This window comes from Corynebacterium sp. LaCa_205, assembly GCF_057458085.1.
This window is the reverse complement of record NZ_CP190931.1, coordinates 1423494-1438599: the sequence shown is the minus strand read 5'-3', so window position 1 is coordinate 1438599 and position 15106 is coordinate 1423494. Positions and strand designations below refer to the sequence as shown.

Genomic DNA, 15106 nt, shown 5'->3' with positions numbered 1-15106 from the left:
AATGTTCAATCTCATGGTAATGCCAGCCTCACCAGCGCTGGCCGTGGAGCTTTCCGCTCATGACGCTGCCTCTCGCGCACTGCTCGCCGCTGCTCGCTCCCTTGCGGTGGAGGCTGCCGCGGACGGTATCACAGCCGTGGATATCGTTGGCAGCCAAGACCAGCGCTGGTATACCGCCCATACCGGCAGTTTGCAGGCCTGGGGAGCAGCCACGGACCTGGGCGGCGGCAATTTTTTGCCCGAGATAATGGCGCGCTACGTACTACACAGCGTGCCGCAGCTTAGCGTCCGCGGTAGTCGGGAGGCTATCGGCCAGCCGGATCCAGCGGCGCTGACCATCGTCGTGGCAGATGGCAGTGCAGGCCTAACCGATCGCGCCCCCTTGGCGCTTGTTCCAGACGCCCAGGCGGCGCACGAGTGGTGCGAGGAGGTGCTGATGGGGGCGTCGGCAAGCAGGGCAGGTGAGTGGCTTTCCCAGCGCGGCGTCATAGAACCCGCAATGTGGGAGGAATTGGCGGGCTTGCGGCCAAAGAAAGCACAGCTTTTGGCCACCGATGCCACCTTGGGCGTTGGCCGCTATGTCGCAGGATGGGAGGTCTAATGCACCCGATTGCAGTCTTTGGTCCCACCGCCTCCGGAAAATCTGCCTTAGGTCTGGCGCTTGCGCATGAACTAGACGGAGAGGTGGTCAACGTCGATTCCATGCAGTTATATCGCGGCATGGATATTGGCACCGCCAAGCTCACCCCGGCCGAGCGCGAGGGGATCCCGCACCATCAGCTCGATGTGTGGGAGGTGACCGAGACCGCTTCCGTGGCGCGCTACCAGCGCGATGCTATCGCGGACGTGGAAGGCATCATGGACCGCGGCAAAACGCCTATTCTGGTCGGTGGCTCCATGCTTTATGCCCAAGCGCTTGTCGACGACTGGCAGTTCCCACCCACCGACCCTGCCGTGCGCGCCAAGTACGAGGCGCGGCGCGTAGAAATCGGCACGGACGCGTTGCATGAGGAGCTGGCGCAGGTGGATCCGGCCGCGGCCGCCATTATTGAAGATAAGGACCCACGCCGTACTGTCCGCGCGCTCGAGGTCATTGAACTAACCGGCAAGCCTTATAAGGCCAGCCAGCCGCCGAAGGACGCCCCGCCGCGGTGGGGAACCCGCCTCTTGGGGCTGCGCACCACCGCGGACTGGTTGAATCCGCGCATTGAGCTGCGCACGCGCCAGATGTTTGAGCGTGGGCTTATCGAGGAAGTGGAGAATCTCCAAGGACAAGGCTTGGTGGCTGATTCCACCGCTGGCCGCGCCATCGGCTATGCCCAGGTATTTCAAGCCCAGCGCGGCGAACTCACGTGGGATGAGGCGGTAGAGCGCACCATTACCGGGACGCGGCGGTATGTGCGCCGTCAGCGCTCCTGGTTCAACCGCGATAAGCGCATTACATGGCTGGATGCTGCAGGCGATACGGCCGCCCAGGCGTTGCGCGCGCTAGGGTAGGGAACATGAAATTTGCCAAGGGTCATGGAACTGAAAATGACTTCGTCATCGTGGAAGACCACGCGGCTGCCACGCCGCTTAGTCCCGAGCGCGTAGCGGCGCTGTGCGATCGCCGCGCCGGTATCGGAGGCGATGGTTTGCTGCGCGTCGTGCGCGCCGATGCTTTGCTCGCAGCCGGTGAAATCGCCGAACTGGTCGAGGGCATTGCGCCCGATGATTGGTTCATGGATTACCGCAATGCCGATGGCTCCGTGGCCGAAATGTGCGGCAACGGAACCCGCGTATTCGCCCACTGGCTGCGCTCGCGCGGTCTGGTGGACGAAGATAAGTTCACCATCGGCACTCGGGCGGGTGCCAAGCTCGTTACTGTCCATTCGTGTGATGCACACGCGGCCGAGGTCACGGTGGAGATGGGCTCGGCCGAAGTAATTGGCGTGTCCACCGCATCCATGGCGGGGGAAAAATATGCCGGTTTGGGCGTAGACATGGGAAATCCCCACCTGGCGGCCGTGTTGCCGGGGCTGGAGGCTAAGGAGCTTGCGGCAAAGACTCTGGAAAAGCCCGTCATCGATGATGCTTTCTTCCCGGATGGCGTAAACGTCGAGCTGGTGACTCCACTGTGCGACGGCCACGTGCACATGCGTGTCTTCGAGCGCGGAGTAGGAGAGACTCGCTCCTGCGGCACCGGCACTGTGGCGGCAGCGACCGCCGCGCTTGCCGACGCCGCCGTTGACCACACCAGCACCCCCCACGGCACCGTGCACGTACACGTACCGGGCGGGGAAGTTATCGTCGATATTTACGAGGGCGGCTCGCGCTTGACCGGACCTTCCGCGATCGTCGCTACCGGCGAGACCTCGCTGTAGACCGCCTCGTGTCTGGCTAGTGTTTAGGCGCTGCGCCCTTCGCCTTCCTCGAAGGCTTGCTCTTCGAGTTCTTGGCGGCGCAGCGCGCGATTTTCTACTTCGTTCTTTTCATACTTCGGCCCGAGCGCGAAGGCAGCACGGCGGGCAGACAACCACGTTTCTTTCAGTTCGCGGGCGCGCTCATCGGTGACCCTGAGCAAAGATTCCAACTCGTTGGTGCTAATTTCTTCCGCATTAACGCGCAAGTTCAACCGACGCAGGAACCGCCGGGCGCCGGAAAGCTCGTAATGGAAGGCTTGGATGGTGGGGTCGGAACAATCCAAATCTAAAAGCGCCGGCCGGTAGAGCGTGCGGTCAGCCATTTTCTCTGCGTCCGCGGAGGAGCGGAAGTCCTCGTATTCCGCCACGACGTCTTCGATGTCTTCCGCCGAAAGGCGAATAGAACTGCGCAGGGCTGCCTGCTCTGAGGCATCCGGCCGGGTATGCAGCATAAGCAGCGCCGCCGCGATGAGCAGCGCTGCAATGAAAACCCCGGAGACTTTCAGGGTTGCCACAACCGCCACTGATCCCACCAGGATCAGCACGAGAACCATTACCCGCCGGTTCCTCGCATTTTCAGGGAAGGGCATCCACACAGCTATTTCACCAGGCCTTTATGTCCGTTCTAATGGCCGCCGCAGCCGCAGCCACCGGAGCCACAACCGCAGCCAGCGCCATCGCCGCAACCGCCGCTGGGCAGCTCAATAGACGCCGTAAGCATCGCGGTACCGGCCACGATAGAGTCCTTCGCCGGCAGCTCGCCGGCTCCCACTGGCAGGCAGAGGTCGAAGGGGAATAGTCCATCCATGACGAGGTGAGCGAATTTCTCCCCGGTCAGCTCGTTGGTGCGCCACTCAGATTCCATGACGCGTGCGGCAAAGGAGGCGGCAGGGGTCGGGACCTTGGCACCGGAGCCGGAGGAAATAACCTTGGCCCCCGCGGATTCGAAGAGCGCGGGGAACTCGCCCTCGGCCGCCTCATAGGCAGCGGCGGAATCGTAGGTGCGCACATCCAGCCCCATGGCGGTTAGGGAAATTTGCTGCCACTGCTGCAAGGGTTCGTCGACAAGCAAAGGCCCTTGCGCCAGGTTTGCGGTGGCCTGGGCGATGGTGGTGCCGAAAGGATCGATGATTTCCAGCAGGGCCAGGACATCGTTGACCATCTCCACGTGGGCAAACCCTTGCGTGACGGCATCGAAGCCGATGAAGGTGGCAAAAGGCTCTACCGCGAGGATATTAAGCTGCGCGCCCGACGGATCGGTGAACTGAATGAGCTGGCCACCGCGCACCTCACCGGTAACGGCTAAGCGGTCGCTGGCGATGGCCGCCTCGACCGCATCCTGCCAGCGCTCGAAATTGAGGCCAATGGCCTGCATCTCGGTATTCTGCTTCACCCCAGTGTCCTTAACGTTCATGCCCGCCATTGTATCGCCTTGTCCACCCAGCTAAGAATCCGAAATTCCCGCTTTCGGCCGCAACATGCAAAAATGAAAGGTAGTATGACCGAATTTTCCCAGCATAATAACGACGATCTCCTCGCCCGCGCCTTTCGCGATAACGACGCCCCGGCCACGCCGGAGGCGACGCCCACCACCGGTGACCTCGATCTGGCAGAGCGCAATGCCTTCCGCCGCGTTACCCGTGAGACCACCATCCGCGCCGAGGACACTACCGATGGCTACGAGGTGGAGTACCGAAAGCTGCGCCTCGAGCGAGTCATTTTGGTCGGCGTGTGGACCGAAGGCACCGTGGCCGAAGTGGAAGCCACCATGGACGAGCTGGCCGCGCTAACCGAAACCGCCGGCGCCGAAGTAGTGGAGATGATTTACCAAAAGCGCGATAAGCCGGACTCCGGCACCTACATCGGCTCCGGCAAGGTGAAGGAATTGCGCGATATCGTCGAGGCCACCGGTGCCGATACCGTGGTCTGCGATGGTGAGCTTAACCCCGGCCAGCTCACCGCACTCGAGCGTGCGCTTAACACCAAGGTCATTGACCGCACCATGCTCATCCTTGACATCTTTGCCCAGCATGCGAAATCAAAAGAGGGTAAGGCCCAAGTCTCATTGGCGCAGTTGGAATACTTGTATACGCATACCCGTGGTTGGGGTGGCAACCTCTCGCGTCAGGCAGGCGGCCGCGCCGGTTCCAATGGCGGCGTGGGCCTGCGTGGTCCCGGTGAGACCAAAATTGAGACAGACCGTCGCCGCATCCGCACGGAGATGGCCCGCCTGCGCAAGGAACTGCGCGCCATGAAGACCGCACGTGAGGTCAAGCGTTCCAAGCGCCAACGCTCAACCATTGCACAGATAGCTATTGCGGGCTACACCAATGCCGGAAAGTCCTCCCTCATTAACGCCATGACCGGCGCCGGGGTATTGGTGGAAGACGCGCTCTTTGCCACATTGGACCCCACCACTCGCCGTGCCACGCTTGCCGACGGCCGCCAGGTCGTCTTCACCGATACCGTCGGCTTCGTCCGCCACCTGCCTACGCAGCTAGTGGAGGCCTTTAAATCCACCCTGGAAGAGGTACTAGCCGCCGATATTATGCTGCACGTGGTCGATGGCTCAGACCCGTTCCCACTAAAACAGATTGAGGCGGTCAATCAGGTCATCTATGACATCGTCTCTGAGACAGGGGAGCAGGCCCCGCCCGAAATTATCGTGATCAATAAGATCGACCAGGCCGATCCGCTGGTGCTTGCTGAGCTGCGCCACGTTCTTGACCATGAGGACGTCGTCTACGTATCTGCCCGTACCGGTGAGGGAATCGACGAGCTTACCGCGCGTGTGGAACTCTTCCTCAACTCCCGCGATAGTCACGTTAAGCTGCAGGTTCCCTTCACGCGCGGGGATGTGGTGGCACGCGTGCATGCCGAGGGCACGGTGCGCCACGAGGAGTATACGGCCGATGGCACGCTTGTCGACGTCCGCCTTCCCTCACCCACCGCCCGTGAGCTCGCTGAATTCATCGTGGAGGAAGTTTCCTAAACCAGCTCCGGTGATCCATAATTAAGGCTCGTGAGCTTAAAAGGTTGGACCGTCCACGGAGACGGTAAAAAGATTGCCCCAGGCGCGGTGGTGGCGCCGGAAGAACGACTCAGCTGGGGTCGCACCATCGGCATCGGTATGCAGCACGTGGTGGCCATGTTCGGAGCTACGCTTTTGGTTCCCACCTTGACCGGATTCCCCGTCAATACGACGCTGCTCTTTTCCGGCCTCGGCACAATTTTGTTCCTGCTTATCACGCGCAACCGGTTGCCGTCCTACCTCGGCTCCTCGTTCGCGTTCATCGCACCTCTTTCGGCGTCGCAGCAGTACGGCATCGCCGCGCAGGCCGGCTCCATTTTGGTTACTGGCCTTGTCCTTGCCGCGGTGGGCGTCGCCGTAAAGTTCGCCGGTCGCCGCGTGTTGGACGCCGTCATGCCACCGGCCGTAACCGGTGCGATTGTGGCACTTATCGGCCTGAACTTGGCGCCGAATGCGGCCGAGAACTTCGCCTCTCAGCCGCTCGTGGCGGCAGTGACGCTGCTGGTAATCCTGCTGGCCACCGTCGCCGGCCGCGGCATGGTCTCGCGCCTGTCCATTCTCCTCGGCGTGGTCGTGGGCTGGATTTTCGCCGCTCTCACCGGCAACCTCGGCGATGACGCCGTCGCGGCCATTGATGCCGCCCCGTGGGTGGGCCTGCCGCAATTCCACGCACCTTCCTTCAACGTCTCCGCCATTGCCGTCGCGCTTCCCGTGCTGGTGGTCCTCATCGCGGAAAACGTCGGCCATGTCAAGGCCGTTTCCGAGATGACAAAGCGCGATCTCGATGACTTGGCCGGTGACGCCCTTATCGCCGATGGCCTCGCATCTACCCTCGCTGGCGGCTTCGGCGGCTCTGGCACCACGACCTATGCTGAAAATATTGGAGTGATGGCCGCTACCCGGGTCTATTCCACCGCCGCGTACTGGGTAGCAGCATTTACCGCCATCCTTCTGGCTTTCGTGCCGAAGTTTGGCGCGCTGATTTTCACCATTCCTACCGGCGTTCTTGGTGGGGCCTGCATCGTGCTTTACGGGCTCATCGGCATGTTGGGTGTGCGCATTTGGATGGACAATAAGGTCAATTTCAATAACCCGGTTAACCTGACCGCGGCCGCAGTGGCGCTCATCGCGGGTATCGGCAACCTGACTCTCAGCGTTGGTGGGGTTTCCCTGGAAGGCATCGCGTGGGGTTCAGTGGGCATTATCGTCGCCTATCCGATCATGAAGAAGCTATACGATTCCGTCGGCGAAGGCCACGCCGCCAAGTACTAATTTTTCTGCTGTGGATAGTTGCCCGCCGCGCGCCCGCGGCGGGCTATGTTGTTGACGGGGCAACGCGGGTTATCCACACCGCTCTTGTGCCTGGCTCGCATGGGCTTGCGCAGGCTGTTTAACTCAGCGGCATGACCGCATTGGACGCATACTTAGACGCCATGAGCGCCGGAATGGATATCGTCGCCGCCGCTCAAGGGCTCAGTGATCGCGAGCTCATCGCGCAAGGTGCTTCCGACATTGCCGCGCGTGACCTGCTACGACTGTGCGATACTTACTTTGGCAAGTGCGGCTTTTCTGCCAAACAGCGAGCAGCGCGACAGACTACTCATTCCCTCGACGTGCTGCTGCTCATTGAAAAATACGCCCTGCGCTTGCCGACGCAGCGAGATGCCTGGACCCTACGCTGCGAACTGTGTGCCTTTCGTGGCAGTGCTACAGCACTAGAAAAGCGTGCTCGGGCCTTGGTCCGCGAGCTGCGCCCGCGCCGCACACCGGAAAAAGGCGTGCGCATTACCCGTCGTTCCGGCGGCCCGTGGTCGCTGACCATTACTGGGGATTCAGCCGATGTAGCAGATATGCACGCCGCATTGGATGCCAATAAGCCGCTGGAATCTGCCAAAGACCTCTTTTTCGGGAAAGCGAATGCAGCACGCACGACGGTAACGACACAGGTAGTGCTCACCCTCGATGAGCTCGACCGAATAGTCGACGGTGGGGGCGAAGAAATTACCCTGCAGTTGACCAATGGCGCTCAAATGACGGGAGCGGAGCTCGTGGCGCGGACACTAAGCGATCACGGCTATGTCACACTCGTTCACCCGCACGAGGGGCCGGTAAACCTCTATCGAACCTCGCGGCTAGCCAACGACAAGCAGCGGCTGATGGCGGCTGCGCTAAACCCGGTGTGCCCGTGGGAGAGCTGTAATTTTCCCGCGGATGAATGCCAGGTCCACCACCTGAAGGCGTGGAAGCACGGCGGTGAGACTAACGCTGCGAACCTCGCGACTTGTTGTCCCTACCATAATGGAGTCAATGACGATGCCCCCAATGCCCCACCTCGCAGAGGACGGCTGGCCCGGATAAACGGGCAGGTGAGCTGGGTGCCACCGTGGGGATAGGTGGCGTCGGCAAGCGAAAAGCTCCCCACCACACAGGCGGGGAGCTTTAAAGCGAACCGTTTTAGGGCTTAGGAAGCGTCTAGGTCCTTTTCGATGAGGGCAGCAATCTTTTCTACCGCTTCTTCGTTGTCGGAAGTAACAGTAACCTCATCGCCCTGTTCTGCGCCAAGAGCCATAATCATCAAAGAAGAGGCCGCATCGGTCTCATCTTCATCGTCATCGCCAACGAGGTTGAGGAAGATGTCTTCGTCGAACTCGCCAGCTGCGTCCGCGATAATGGAGGCGGGACGTGCGTGCAGGCCTACAGAGGAACCTACCTTTACAGTCTTGGAAGCCATGGAAAAGATCCTTTCTTATGGGGATTGTTGCAATCCAGTGTACGAGTGTTTGGTTTATGCCGCCACGTTCTGAGCAGCTTCTTCGACGGCTTTACTAGGCCAGAACTGCTTCATTGCCAGCACCGCTGCGGTCGAGACAACCACACCGGCCGCGATAGCGACGAGATAGCCCCAGAACGGGTCGATGGCGAAGAGGACGAACACACCGCCGTGTGGAGCTCGGGAGCCGACCGACAAGGCCATCGAAACCGCGCCTGTCACCGCGCCGCCGGCCATCATCGAAGGGATAACGCGGAAGGGGTCGGCCGCGGCGAACGGGATGGCACCCTCCGAGACGAAGGACAGGCCCAGCAACCAAGCGGACTTGCCGTTTTCCTGCTCGGCCGGAGTAAACAGCGACTTGCGGATGAACGTGGCCAGGGAGAGCGCAATCGGTGCAACCATGCCGGAGGCCATAACCGCGGCCATGATCTGCATGGAGGACTCGTCGCCGGTAGAAAGTCCGGCCGTAGCGAAGAGATAAGCCGCCTTATTGACAGGGCCGCCCAAATCAAAGCACATCATCAAGCCGAGGATGATTCCTAGGAGCACGGCCGAGGAACCGGACATCGACGAAAGCCAATCCTGCAGGCCATCCATGATGGCTGCCAGCGGTGCGCCCAGCAGTAGGTACATCGCAAGGCCGACGACGAGCGAGGTCAGTAGTGGGATGATGACAACTGGCATGAGCGAGCCCAGCCAGCGTGGTACCTTCCAATTGCCAATCCACAAAGCGACGAAGCCCGCCAGAAGACCAGTTACCAGGCCACCGATAAAACCAGCACCTAGGGTAACCGCGATCGCGCCGCCCGCGAAGCCTGGGGCGATGCCTGGACGGCCGGCGAGCGCGTAGGCGATATAACCGGAAAGAGCAGCAACGATAAAGCCCATCGCTGCTTGGCCAATGGCGAAAAGAACAGCGCCGAGATACAGCAAGAACCCGGAGCGCTCGAAATGCATAAGTTCGCCGTCCACGGTTACGTCATGACCAGGAAGATTGCCTAGTGAAAAGTCCGTCGACAGTGCCTGCCAACCGTTTGCCATATCGGCGCCGCCAAAAAGGAAGCCAAGGGCAAGCAGAAGACCACCGGCCGCGACGAATGGAACCATATAGGATACGCCGGTCATGATGGCCTGCTGGATGCGCTTGCCCCAACCGAGAGACTTTCCCTCTTCTTCTGCATCGGCCCGGGTAGCGGTGCCGGATACCCTGTGCGCGTGGGGGTTTCGGGCGGCGGCGATGGCCTCGTCGAGCATGGTGCCAGGCTCGTTGATGGCGCGCTTGACGCCAGACTCAATTACCGGTTTGCCAGCGAATCGCTCCCGGTCGCGTACGCCAACGTCCGTGGCGAAGATGACCGCATCGGCCGCATCGATGGTGGCTTGGGAGACGGACTCATTATTCGACGAACCTTGCGTTTCTACGGTCAGCGCTACGTCATCGCGTTCGGCCGCGGTCTGTGTGAGGGCGTCGGCCGCCATGTAGGTGTGGGCGATGCCGGTAGGGCAGGCGGTGATGGCCACGATGCGGGTGACGTTGTCCGAAGAATCCGCGGTAGTTGGGGTCGCCGAGGACGAGCCGTTGGGGGCGGCGGAGGAGCCTGTACCGGCGGCACCAGCGGCGGGGGCAGCCGACTCGGCGGCCGGTTTCTTCTTTGGCTTTTCTGCGTTGACTACATCCAAGACAAGGCGAACAATTTCTTCCTTGGTGGGGGCGCTGCGCAGTGCCTCGAGGAAGTCTTTTCGGACAAGGGCGCGGGCTAGCTTGGACAAAATCTTTAGGTGAGCCTTGCCGCCACCGGCCGGAGCGGCGATGAGGAAGACCAACTGGGCGTCTCCATCAGGGCCGGAGAAATCTACACCGCGGCCTAGGCGGGCGAATGCGAGGGTTGGTTCGGTGACAGCCTCGGAACGGCAGTGCGGGATGGCAACACCGCCGGGTACGCCGGTGCCGGCTTTAGCCTCGCGGTCGATGGCGGGTTGGGCCAATCCGGCGACGTCGGTGGCTCGGCCGGTGTCGTGGACTAGCGTGGCTAGGTTGGTAATGACGGAGTCAACACTGTCGCCAAAGTCGGCATCAAGGGCGACAAGTTCCGTAGTAATGAGTTCGGAAGCCATTTTGGGGCGCTCCTTAGGCTAGCGAGTTAACGGTGGTATTAGCGACATCTATTTCTTCAGGACGAGGAAATTGCGTGCCTTGCTTGGATGCAGCCGCGGTCCCGTAGGCCACGGATCGGGCAAGGCTTGCGGCCGGAGATTTACCAGCGGTGCGGCCGAGAAGGTATCCGGCGAGCGCTGCGTCTCCAGCACCTACGGTGGATTTCACGGTGGCTGGAGGGGGAGTGGCAGCCCATGCTCCTTCAGCCGTAACCAGTACGGCACCGGCGCCACCGAGGGTGACGAGCACTTCTGCGATGCCTCGCTTGACGACGTCGCGTGCCGCGCTAACCACTCCCGTATAGTCACCGCGTGCAGCTTGTGCTTCCAGCTCGCGGCCGTCGGTGCCGGTGAGTTGGCCGAGCTCTAGACCATTGGGCTTTATAAGATCGGGTGCCGAAGACTCGAGATTTTTCCCGATGGCCAGCATCGGAGCATCGGAGGTATCTACCGCGATGCGGGCCTGTGGTGCGGCCGCACGGACAGCGGAGATGAGCTCGCAATACCAATCGGTGTCCACGCCGCGCGGTAAGGAACCTGCCAGCACCACCCAGTCGGCCGCGAGGGCGCGGGCGGTGAGGGTGGAGGTAATGGCTTGGGCATCGGCGTCGGAAAGCACGGGGCCTGGGCCGTTGACCTTGGTGGTGGTGCCGTCGGGCTCGGTGATGGTGGTGTTGACGCGAATGGAGCCATCCATAGCAGTAGCCGAAGAAGGCAATCCGGCCGCGTGGATGAGATTCAGGAAGGAATCGGAGTCGTGGGACGGAAAAAGTGCCAGGGTTTGCTCGCCGGCTAGGTGCACGGCATGGGTGACGTTTACGCCCTTGCCGCCTGCAACCTGTGTGACCTCGCTGGCACGGTGGACACCACCGGAAGTTAAAGGCCCGCTGAGTACGAGGGTGGCGTCGATACTGGGATTGGGGGTCAGCGTGAGAATCAAGTTGTCCCTTTCGCAGGTTATATATTGGGGCCGAACGCCGCTGGAGAGAACCTTTGGGAATGGCCCGCCCTTAATGTTGATTCTTGTCCGAATGTGTCCGAAAGTCAACAGAAAACTGTGGTATACATTGCTTTTCTATCCGTTTTGTGGTGTTCTGGAAGTCAATAACCGCTATCTTCGAAGGAAGTATGCTCATGGAAAACGCGTCTCAGTCCACAATCAAAGGCACCGGTGTCGTTGCCGGAGTCGCCTACGCCGAAGCCGTGTGGGTCCGCCCTCGCCCGGCCCTGCCTACCGAGGGAAGCATTGACCCAGAGCAAGCGAGTGAATCCGAGTACAACCGCTTTCTTGCGGCCGTAGATACGGTTGCTAATCGATTGGAGAAGCGCGCGGCAGCCGCAGAGGGCCAAGCGGCCGAGGTTCTCACTGCAACCGCCGGTATGGTCAAGGACCGTGGCTGGCACAAAACAGTGCGCAAGAATATCCGCACCGGTAGGAATGCGGAATTTGCCACTGTTGGCGCGACTGACAAGTTTGTCACCATGTTCGAAGCCGCTGGTGGCGTGATGGCCGAGCGCACGACCGACTTGAAGGACGTACGCGACCGCGTCATCGCTGAGCTACGTGGTGAGGATGAGCCAGGCCTCCCTTTGGTAGATGGCGAGGCCGTCTTGTTTGCAGATGATTTGGCCCCGGCCGATACCGCAACGCTAGATACCAAACACATTAAAGCCCTTGTTACGGAGCTCGGTGGCCCCACTAGCCATACGGCCATCATCGCGCGCCAATTGGACATTCCGTGCATCGTGGCGGTGGGCGCTTCGCTTGGCGACATTGAAAGCGGCACGCTGGTATTTGTCGATGGCGCAGTAGGAACCGTGACTTGTGGTGCTGATGCGGAGACCTCCACCAAGGCCGTTGCTGAATACCGTGAGCGTGCAGCACGCGTTGCTCAGTGGCGCGGACCAGCTAAGACCAAGGACGGTCACAGCGTGCAGCTGCTGGCAAATGTTGCTGATGGCAATGCCGCCCGCATCGCTTCGGAGTCTCAGGCAGAAGGCATCGGCCTGTATCGCACGGAGTTGTCCTTCCTTTCGGCCAGCGAAGAGCCCAGCGTGGAGGAACAAGCAAAGATCTACGGAAAGGTTTTCAAGGCCTTCCCCGAATCCAAGGTTGTTGTGCGCACATTGGACGCAGGCTCCGATAAGCCAATTTCCTATGCCACGCTAAGCTCTGAGGAAAACCCGGCATTGGGCGTTCGCGGTCTGCGTATCGCGCGCGACAATGAAGCTTTGCTGACCCGGCAGCTTGATGCAATTGCGCAGGCTGCCGAAGCCCGTGATGATAAAGCCTCTACGTGGGTGATGGCTCCCATGGTTGCCACTTCTACCGAAGCGCAGTGGTTTGCCAACTTGTGTCGTGAACGCGGCCTGACTGCTGGCGCCATGATTGAGGTTCCCGCCGCAGCGCTTATGGCGGATAAAATCATGCCGCACCTCGACTTCGTATCCATCGGCACCAATGACCTGACTCAGTACACGATGGCTGCAGACCGTCTGTCCCCGCAGTTGGCCTACCTGACCGACCCGTGGCAGCCGGCCGTGCTGCGACTTATCCAGCACACCTGCATTGTGGGCCAGGCCAATAACGTTGCAGTAGGCGTATGCGGAGAAGCAGCGGCCGACCCCATGCTGGCCTGCGTGCTTACGGGCTTGGGCGTGAATTCGCTGTCCGCAGCGTCTACTGCAGTAGCAGGCGTAGGCGCACAGTTGGCAGAAATTACCTTGGAACAGTGCCAACAGCTCGCTGAGGTGGCATTGGATGCGGAAAGCCCTGATGCCGCCCGTACTGCAGTGGTAGAAACCATGGCATCCTTCGCCTAGCTTGAGGCGAAGGAGCGGGATTTATTCGCTGGCGAGTACGACTTCAATTTCGTGCTCGCGCAGCGCCTCCACAAAGGAATCGGGGGCTGCGGCGTCAGTGATGACGACATCGATATCAGCGGCGGGGGCGAAGCTTACCAAGTAGTCATTGCCCAGTTTGCTGGAATCGCACATCACTACGACCTTGTGGGCGTTGGTGACAAAGGCAGACTTGATGGCTGCTTCTTGGGGATCGGCCGTGGAAAGCCCGTGATCCAGGGTCAGGGCATTGGTTCCGATGAAGGCGACGTCGGCGCGCATGAGCGCTAGCGTGCGCAGGGCGGTGTCGCCGACGACAGCTTGGGTGATCGCGCGAACCGTGCCGCCAAGCAGCTGGACGTCCGGTACTCCGCTGCCTGCTAAGGACAAGGCGATGGGCAGACTATTGGAGACGATGTTGAACTGGCCTTGGGGGTATTGCTGTCCTATCAGCTCAGCAAATGCATTAATCGTAGTGCCCGCGTCGAGGAAAATGCTGCCGCCGCCGTGGGGTAGAAAATCCAGCGCAGCTCGGGCGATGGCGGCTTTCGCGCCGGAGGCGGAACGCTGCCGAGTGTCTAGGGTAAGTTCCGCAGTTTGAAAGGACTGGGATGCTACTGCGCCGCCATGCACGCGATGGACGACGCCCTCTCGATCCAACACCGCTAGATCGCGTCGAATGGTTTCGGCCGTGACTTCGAAGCGCTCGGATAGCTCAGTGACGTTGACGCGACCTTCAACGGCGGTGAGAGACGCTATCTGGCGGCGCCGCTCTTCTGCGTACATTATTCCTCCTTGGACTTAAGCACACCGCGGGGAGTAGCGGGGGTAAAAATTCCCGGATTTTGTGGATAGGAAAGTCCCGCGATGTTGTTTTTCTTAGTCCATTGTCTCAAAAATCGGGAATAACCGGACTAAAGCAAAAATTTGCACAGCTATCACCGCGCTACGAAGTACGAAAATAGCTGGTCACGGCAAAAAGTGGGAAAGTGGGATTTTCGTCTCCTTTGCTGTCTGGGTCCAAAATGGCGCCAAAATGGGGGTGGCTGGCGGAGAGGCTATATTAATGAGAAATGCGCACAAATAAGCCCCGCACGGCCCGGGGTGGCCGTTGCGGGGCGGAGTGAAGCTGGGTGAGTGTTTAAAGTTTGCGGAACACGGATACAACCTTGCCCATAATTTCTGCATCATCGCCATTAATGGGTGAGTAAGCATCGTTGTGGGGAAGTAGCCATACGCCCGAGGAATCGCGGTGGAATTCCTTAACGGTGGCCTCGGAACCGTCCAGCAGCGCTGCGACAAATTCGCCTTCCTCAGCAACTGACTGGGAGCGAATAATCACCCAGTCACCGTCGAGAATCCCTGCATCCTTCATTGAATCGCCGACTACCTGCAGCATATATAGGTCGCCGCTGCCGACAACCTCGTCAGGCATGGGGAAGTACGTGTCGACGTTTTCCTCAGCGGTAATGGGTGCTCCCGCAGCGATGCGACCGACCACAGGAATATAAGACACAGCGCCTGCGTCCTCGGGAACCTGCTGTTCGGGCTTAGCGGGCTTGCGGCCAGGCTTCTTGGTGCCTTCGTCTGTGTTGAGGTGTCGAACATCTACGGCACGCGGCTTATTTGGGTCGCGCCGCAGAAATCCCTTTTCTTCCAATTGCTTCAGCTGATAGGCAACTGAGGATGTGGACTGCAGGCCTGCTGCATCGCCGATTTCGCGAATGCTTGGTGGGTAGCCACGCAGCATGACGGCGTCACTAATGACATTGAGGATTCGTCGTTGGCGGTCGGATAGGGATGCGTAATCGGTCTTCTCGGCGGACTTTTTTGGCTTGCGGCCCATTGCTGGCTCCTACGTAGGGTCGGGTGACTTCGTTGTCGGTCTATTAGTGGGCGGATTTA

General features: G+C 60.4%; 14 protein-coding genes. 7 read left to right on the top strand and 7 right to left on the bottom strand.

The window, feature by feature from the left end:
* Position 1: 1 nt before the first annotated feature.
* The 3 genes from ACP8J1_RS06980 to dapF are packed head-to-tail and all read left to right on the top strand — an operon-like array spanning position 2 to position 2363.
* The gene (locus tag ACP8J1_RS06980; RefSeq protein WP_023021367.1) at positions 2-601 is read left to right on the top strand and encodes a hypothetical protein; all 600 of its coding nucleotides are present in this window, start codon (positions 2-4) and stop codon (positions 599-601) included.
* The gene (miaA, locus tag ACP8J1_RS06975) at positions 601-1497 is read left to right on the top strand and encodes a tRNA (adenosine(37)-N6)-dimethylallyltransferase MiaA (RefSeq protein WP_023021368.1); all 897 of its coding nucleotides are present in this window, start codon (positions 601-603) and stop codon (positions 1495-1497) included. The genes ACP8J1_RS06980 and miaA overlap by 1 nt, the downstream gene beginning before the upstream one ends.
* Positions 1498-1502: 5 nt before the next feature.
* Positions 1503-2363, top strand: coding sequence for a diaminopimelate epimerase (gene dapF / locus ACP8J1_RS06970; RefSeq protein ID WP_023021369.1), 861 nt, complete (start codon positions 1503-1505; stop codon positions 2361-2363).
* Between the two features lie 23 nt (positions 2364-2386).
* On the opposite strand, the gene ACP8J1_RS06965 is transcribed toward dapF, so the two are convergent.
* Both ACP8J1_RS06965 and ACP8J1_RS06960 read right to left on the bottom strand, forming a co-directional pair.
* Entirely contained in the window at positions 2387-2992 is a 606-nt protein-coding gene (locus ACP8J1_RS06965; protein WP_034655392.1) for a hypothetical protein, read from the bottom strand.
* 35 nt (positions 2993-3027) lie between these two features.
* Entirely contained in the window at positions 3028-3825 is a 798-nt protein-coding gene (locus ACP8J1_RS06960) for a hypothetical protein (protein ID WP_023021371.1), read from the bottom strand.
* 75 nt (positions 3826-3900) lie between these two features.
* Here ACP8J1_RS06960 and hflX point away from each other — a divergent pair, with 75 nt between their 5' ends.
* The 3 genes from hflX (at position 3901) to ACP8J1_RS06945 (ending at position 7826) form a co-directional block, all read left to right on the top strand.
* Positions 3901-5394 carry a GTPase HflX gene (gene hflX, locus ACP8J1_RS06955; RefSeq protein ID WP_023021372.1) on the top strand — a complete coding sequence of 498 codons (1494 nt, stop codon included), beginning with the start codon at positions 3901-3903 and terminating at the stop codon, positions 5392-5394.
* A gap of 30 nt (positions 5395-5424) precedes the next feature.
* Positions 5425-6705, top strand: coding sequence for a uracil-xanthine permease family protein (locus tag ACP8J1_RS06950; RefSeq protein ID WP_023021373.1), 1281 nt, complete (start codon positions 5425-5427; stop codon positions 6703-6705).
* Between the two features lie 131 nt (positions 6706-6836).
* On the top strand, positions 6837-7826 hold the full coding sequence (locus ACP8J1_RS06945; RefSeq protein ID WP_023021374.1) for an HNH endonuclease signature motif containing protein: 990 nt from the start codon (positions 6837-6839) through the stop codon (positions 7824-7826).
* A 68-nt stretch (positions 7827-7894) separates the two neighbouring features.
* Here ACP8J1_RS06945 and ACP8J1_RS06940 read toward each other — a convergent pair whose 3' ends face one another.
* From ACP8J1_RS06940 to ACP8J1_RS06930, 3 genes are read right to left on the bottom strand one after another with little or no spacing between them, the layout of a single operon-like run.
* Entirely contained in the window at positions 7895-8164 is a 270-nt protein-coding gene (locus ACP8J1_RS06940) for an HPr family phosphocarrier protein (protein ID WP_023021375.1), read from the bottom strand.
* Positions 8165-8218: 54 nt separating this feature from the next.
* Positions 8219-10321: a PTS fructose transporter subunit IIABC gene (locus ACP8J1_RS06935; protein ID WP_023021376.1), complete on the bottom strand. Its 2103-nt coding sequence runs from the start codon at positions 10319-10321 to the stop codon at positions 8219-8221.
* Positions 10322-10334: 13 nt separating this feature from the next.
* A complete protein-coding gene (locus ACP8J1_RS06930) occupies positions 10335-11300 on the bottom strand; it encodes a 1-phosphofructokinase family hexose kinase (RefSeq protein WP_023021377.1) in 966 nt (321 codons plus the stop codon).
* A 194-nt stretch (positions 11301-11494) separates the two neighbouring features.
* Here ACP8J1_RS06930 and ptsP point away from each other — a divergent pair, with 194 nt between their 5' ends.
* Positions 11495-13183: a phosphoenolpyruvate--protein phosphotransferase gene (gene ptsP / locus ACP8J1_RS06925; protein ID WP_023021378.1), complete on the top strand. Its 1689-nt coding sequence runs from the start codon at positions 11495-11497 to the stop codon at positions 13181-13183.
* A 21-nt stretch (positions 13184-13204) separates the two neighbouring features.
* Here ptsP and ACP8J1_RS06920 read toward each other — a convergent pair whose 3' ends face one another.
* Together ACP8J1_RS06920 and lexA are read right to left on the bottom strand one after the other, a co-directional pair.
* Entirely contained in the window at positions 13205-13987 is a 783-nt protein-coding gene (locus ACP8J1_RS06920) for a DeoR/GlpR family DNA-binding transcription regulator (RefSeq protein WP_023021379.1), read from the bottom strand.
* Positions 13988-14342: 355 nt separating this feature from the next.
* Positions 14343-15047 carry a transcriptional repressor LexA gene (lexA, locus tag ACP8J1_RS06915; RefSeq protein WP_023021380.1) on the bottom strand — a complete coding sequence of 235 codons (705 nt, stop codon included), beginning with the start codon at positions 15045-15047 and terminating at the stop codon, positions 14343-14345.
* Positions 15048-15106 lie beyond the last annotated feature (59 nt).

Coding starts and splice junctions, on each gene's coding strand:
- ACP8J1_RS06960 (WP_023021371.1), bottom strand. CDS start 3,825: ATGGCGGGCATGAACGTTAAGGACACTGGGGTGAAGCAGAATACCGAG.
- ptsP (WP_023021378.1), top strand. CDS start 11,495: ATGGAAAACGCGTCTCAGTCCACAATCAAAGGCACCGGTGTCGTTGCC.
- ACP8J1_RS06935 (WP_023021376.1), bottom strand. CDS start 10,321: ATGGCTTCCGAACTCATTACTACGGAACTTGTCGCCCTTGATGCCGAC.
- ACP8J1_RS06980 (WP_023021367.1), top strand. CDS start 2: ATGTTCAATCTCATGGTAATGCCAGCCTCACCAGCGCTGGCCGTGGAG.
- hflX (WP_023021372.1), top strand. CDS start 3,901: ATGACCGAATTTTCCCAGCATAATAACGACGATCTCCTCGCCCGCGCC.
- miaA (WP_023021368.1), top strand. CDS start 601: ATGCACCCGATTGCAGTCTTTGGTCCCACCGCCTCCGGAAAATCTGCC.
- ACP8J1_RS06945 (WP_023021374.1), top strand. CDS start 6,837: ATGACCGCATTGGACGCATACTTAGACGCCATGAGCGCCGGAATGGAT.
- ACP8J1_RS06940 (WP_023021375.1), bottom strand. CDS start 8,164: ATGGCTTCCAAGACTGTAAAGGTAGGTTCCTCTGTAGGCCTGCACGCA.
- dapF (WP_023021369.1), top strand. CDS start 1,503: ATGAAATTTGCCAAGGGTCATGGAACTGAAAATGACTTCGTCATCGTG.
- lexA (WP_023021380.1), bottom strand. CDS start 15,047: ATGGGCCGCAAGCCAAAAAAGTCCGCCGAGAAGACCGATTACGCATCC.
- ACP8J1_RS06920 (WP_023021379.1), bottom strand. CDS start 13,987: ATGTACGCAGAAGAGCGGCGCCGCCAGATAGCGTCTCTCACCGCCGTT.
- ACP8J1_RS06965 (WP_034655392.1), bottom strand. CDS start 2,992: ATGCCCTTCCCTGAAAATGCGAGGAACCGGCGGGTAATGGTTCTCGTG.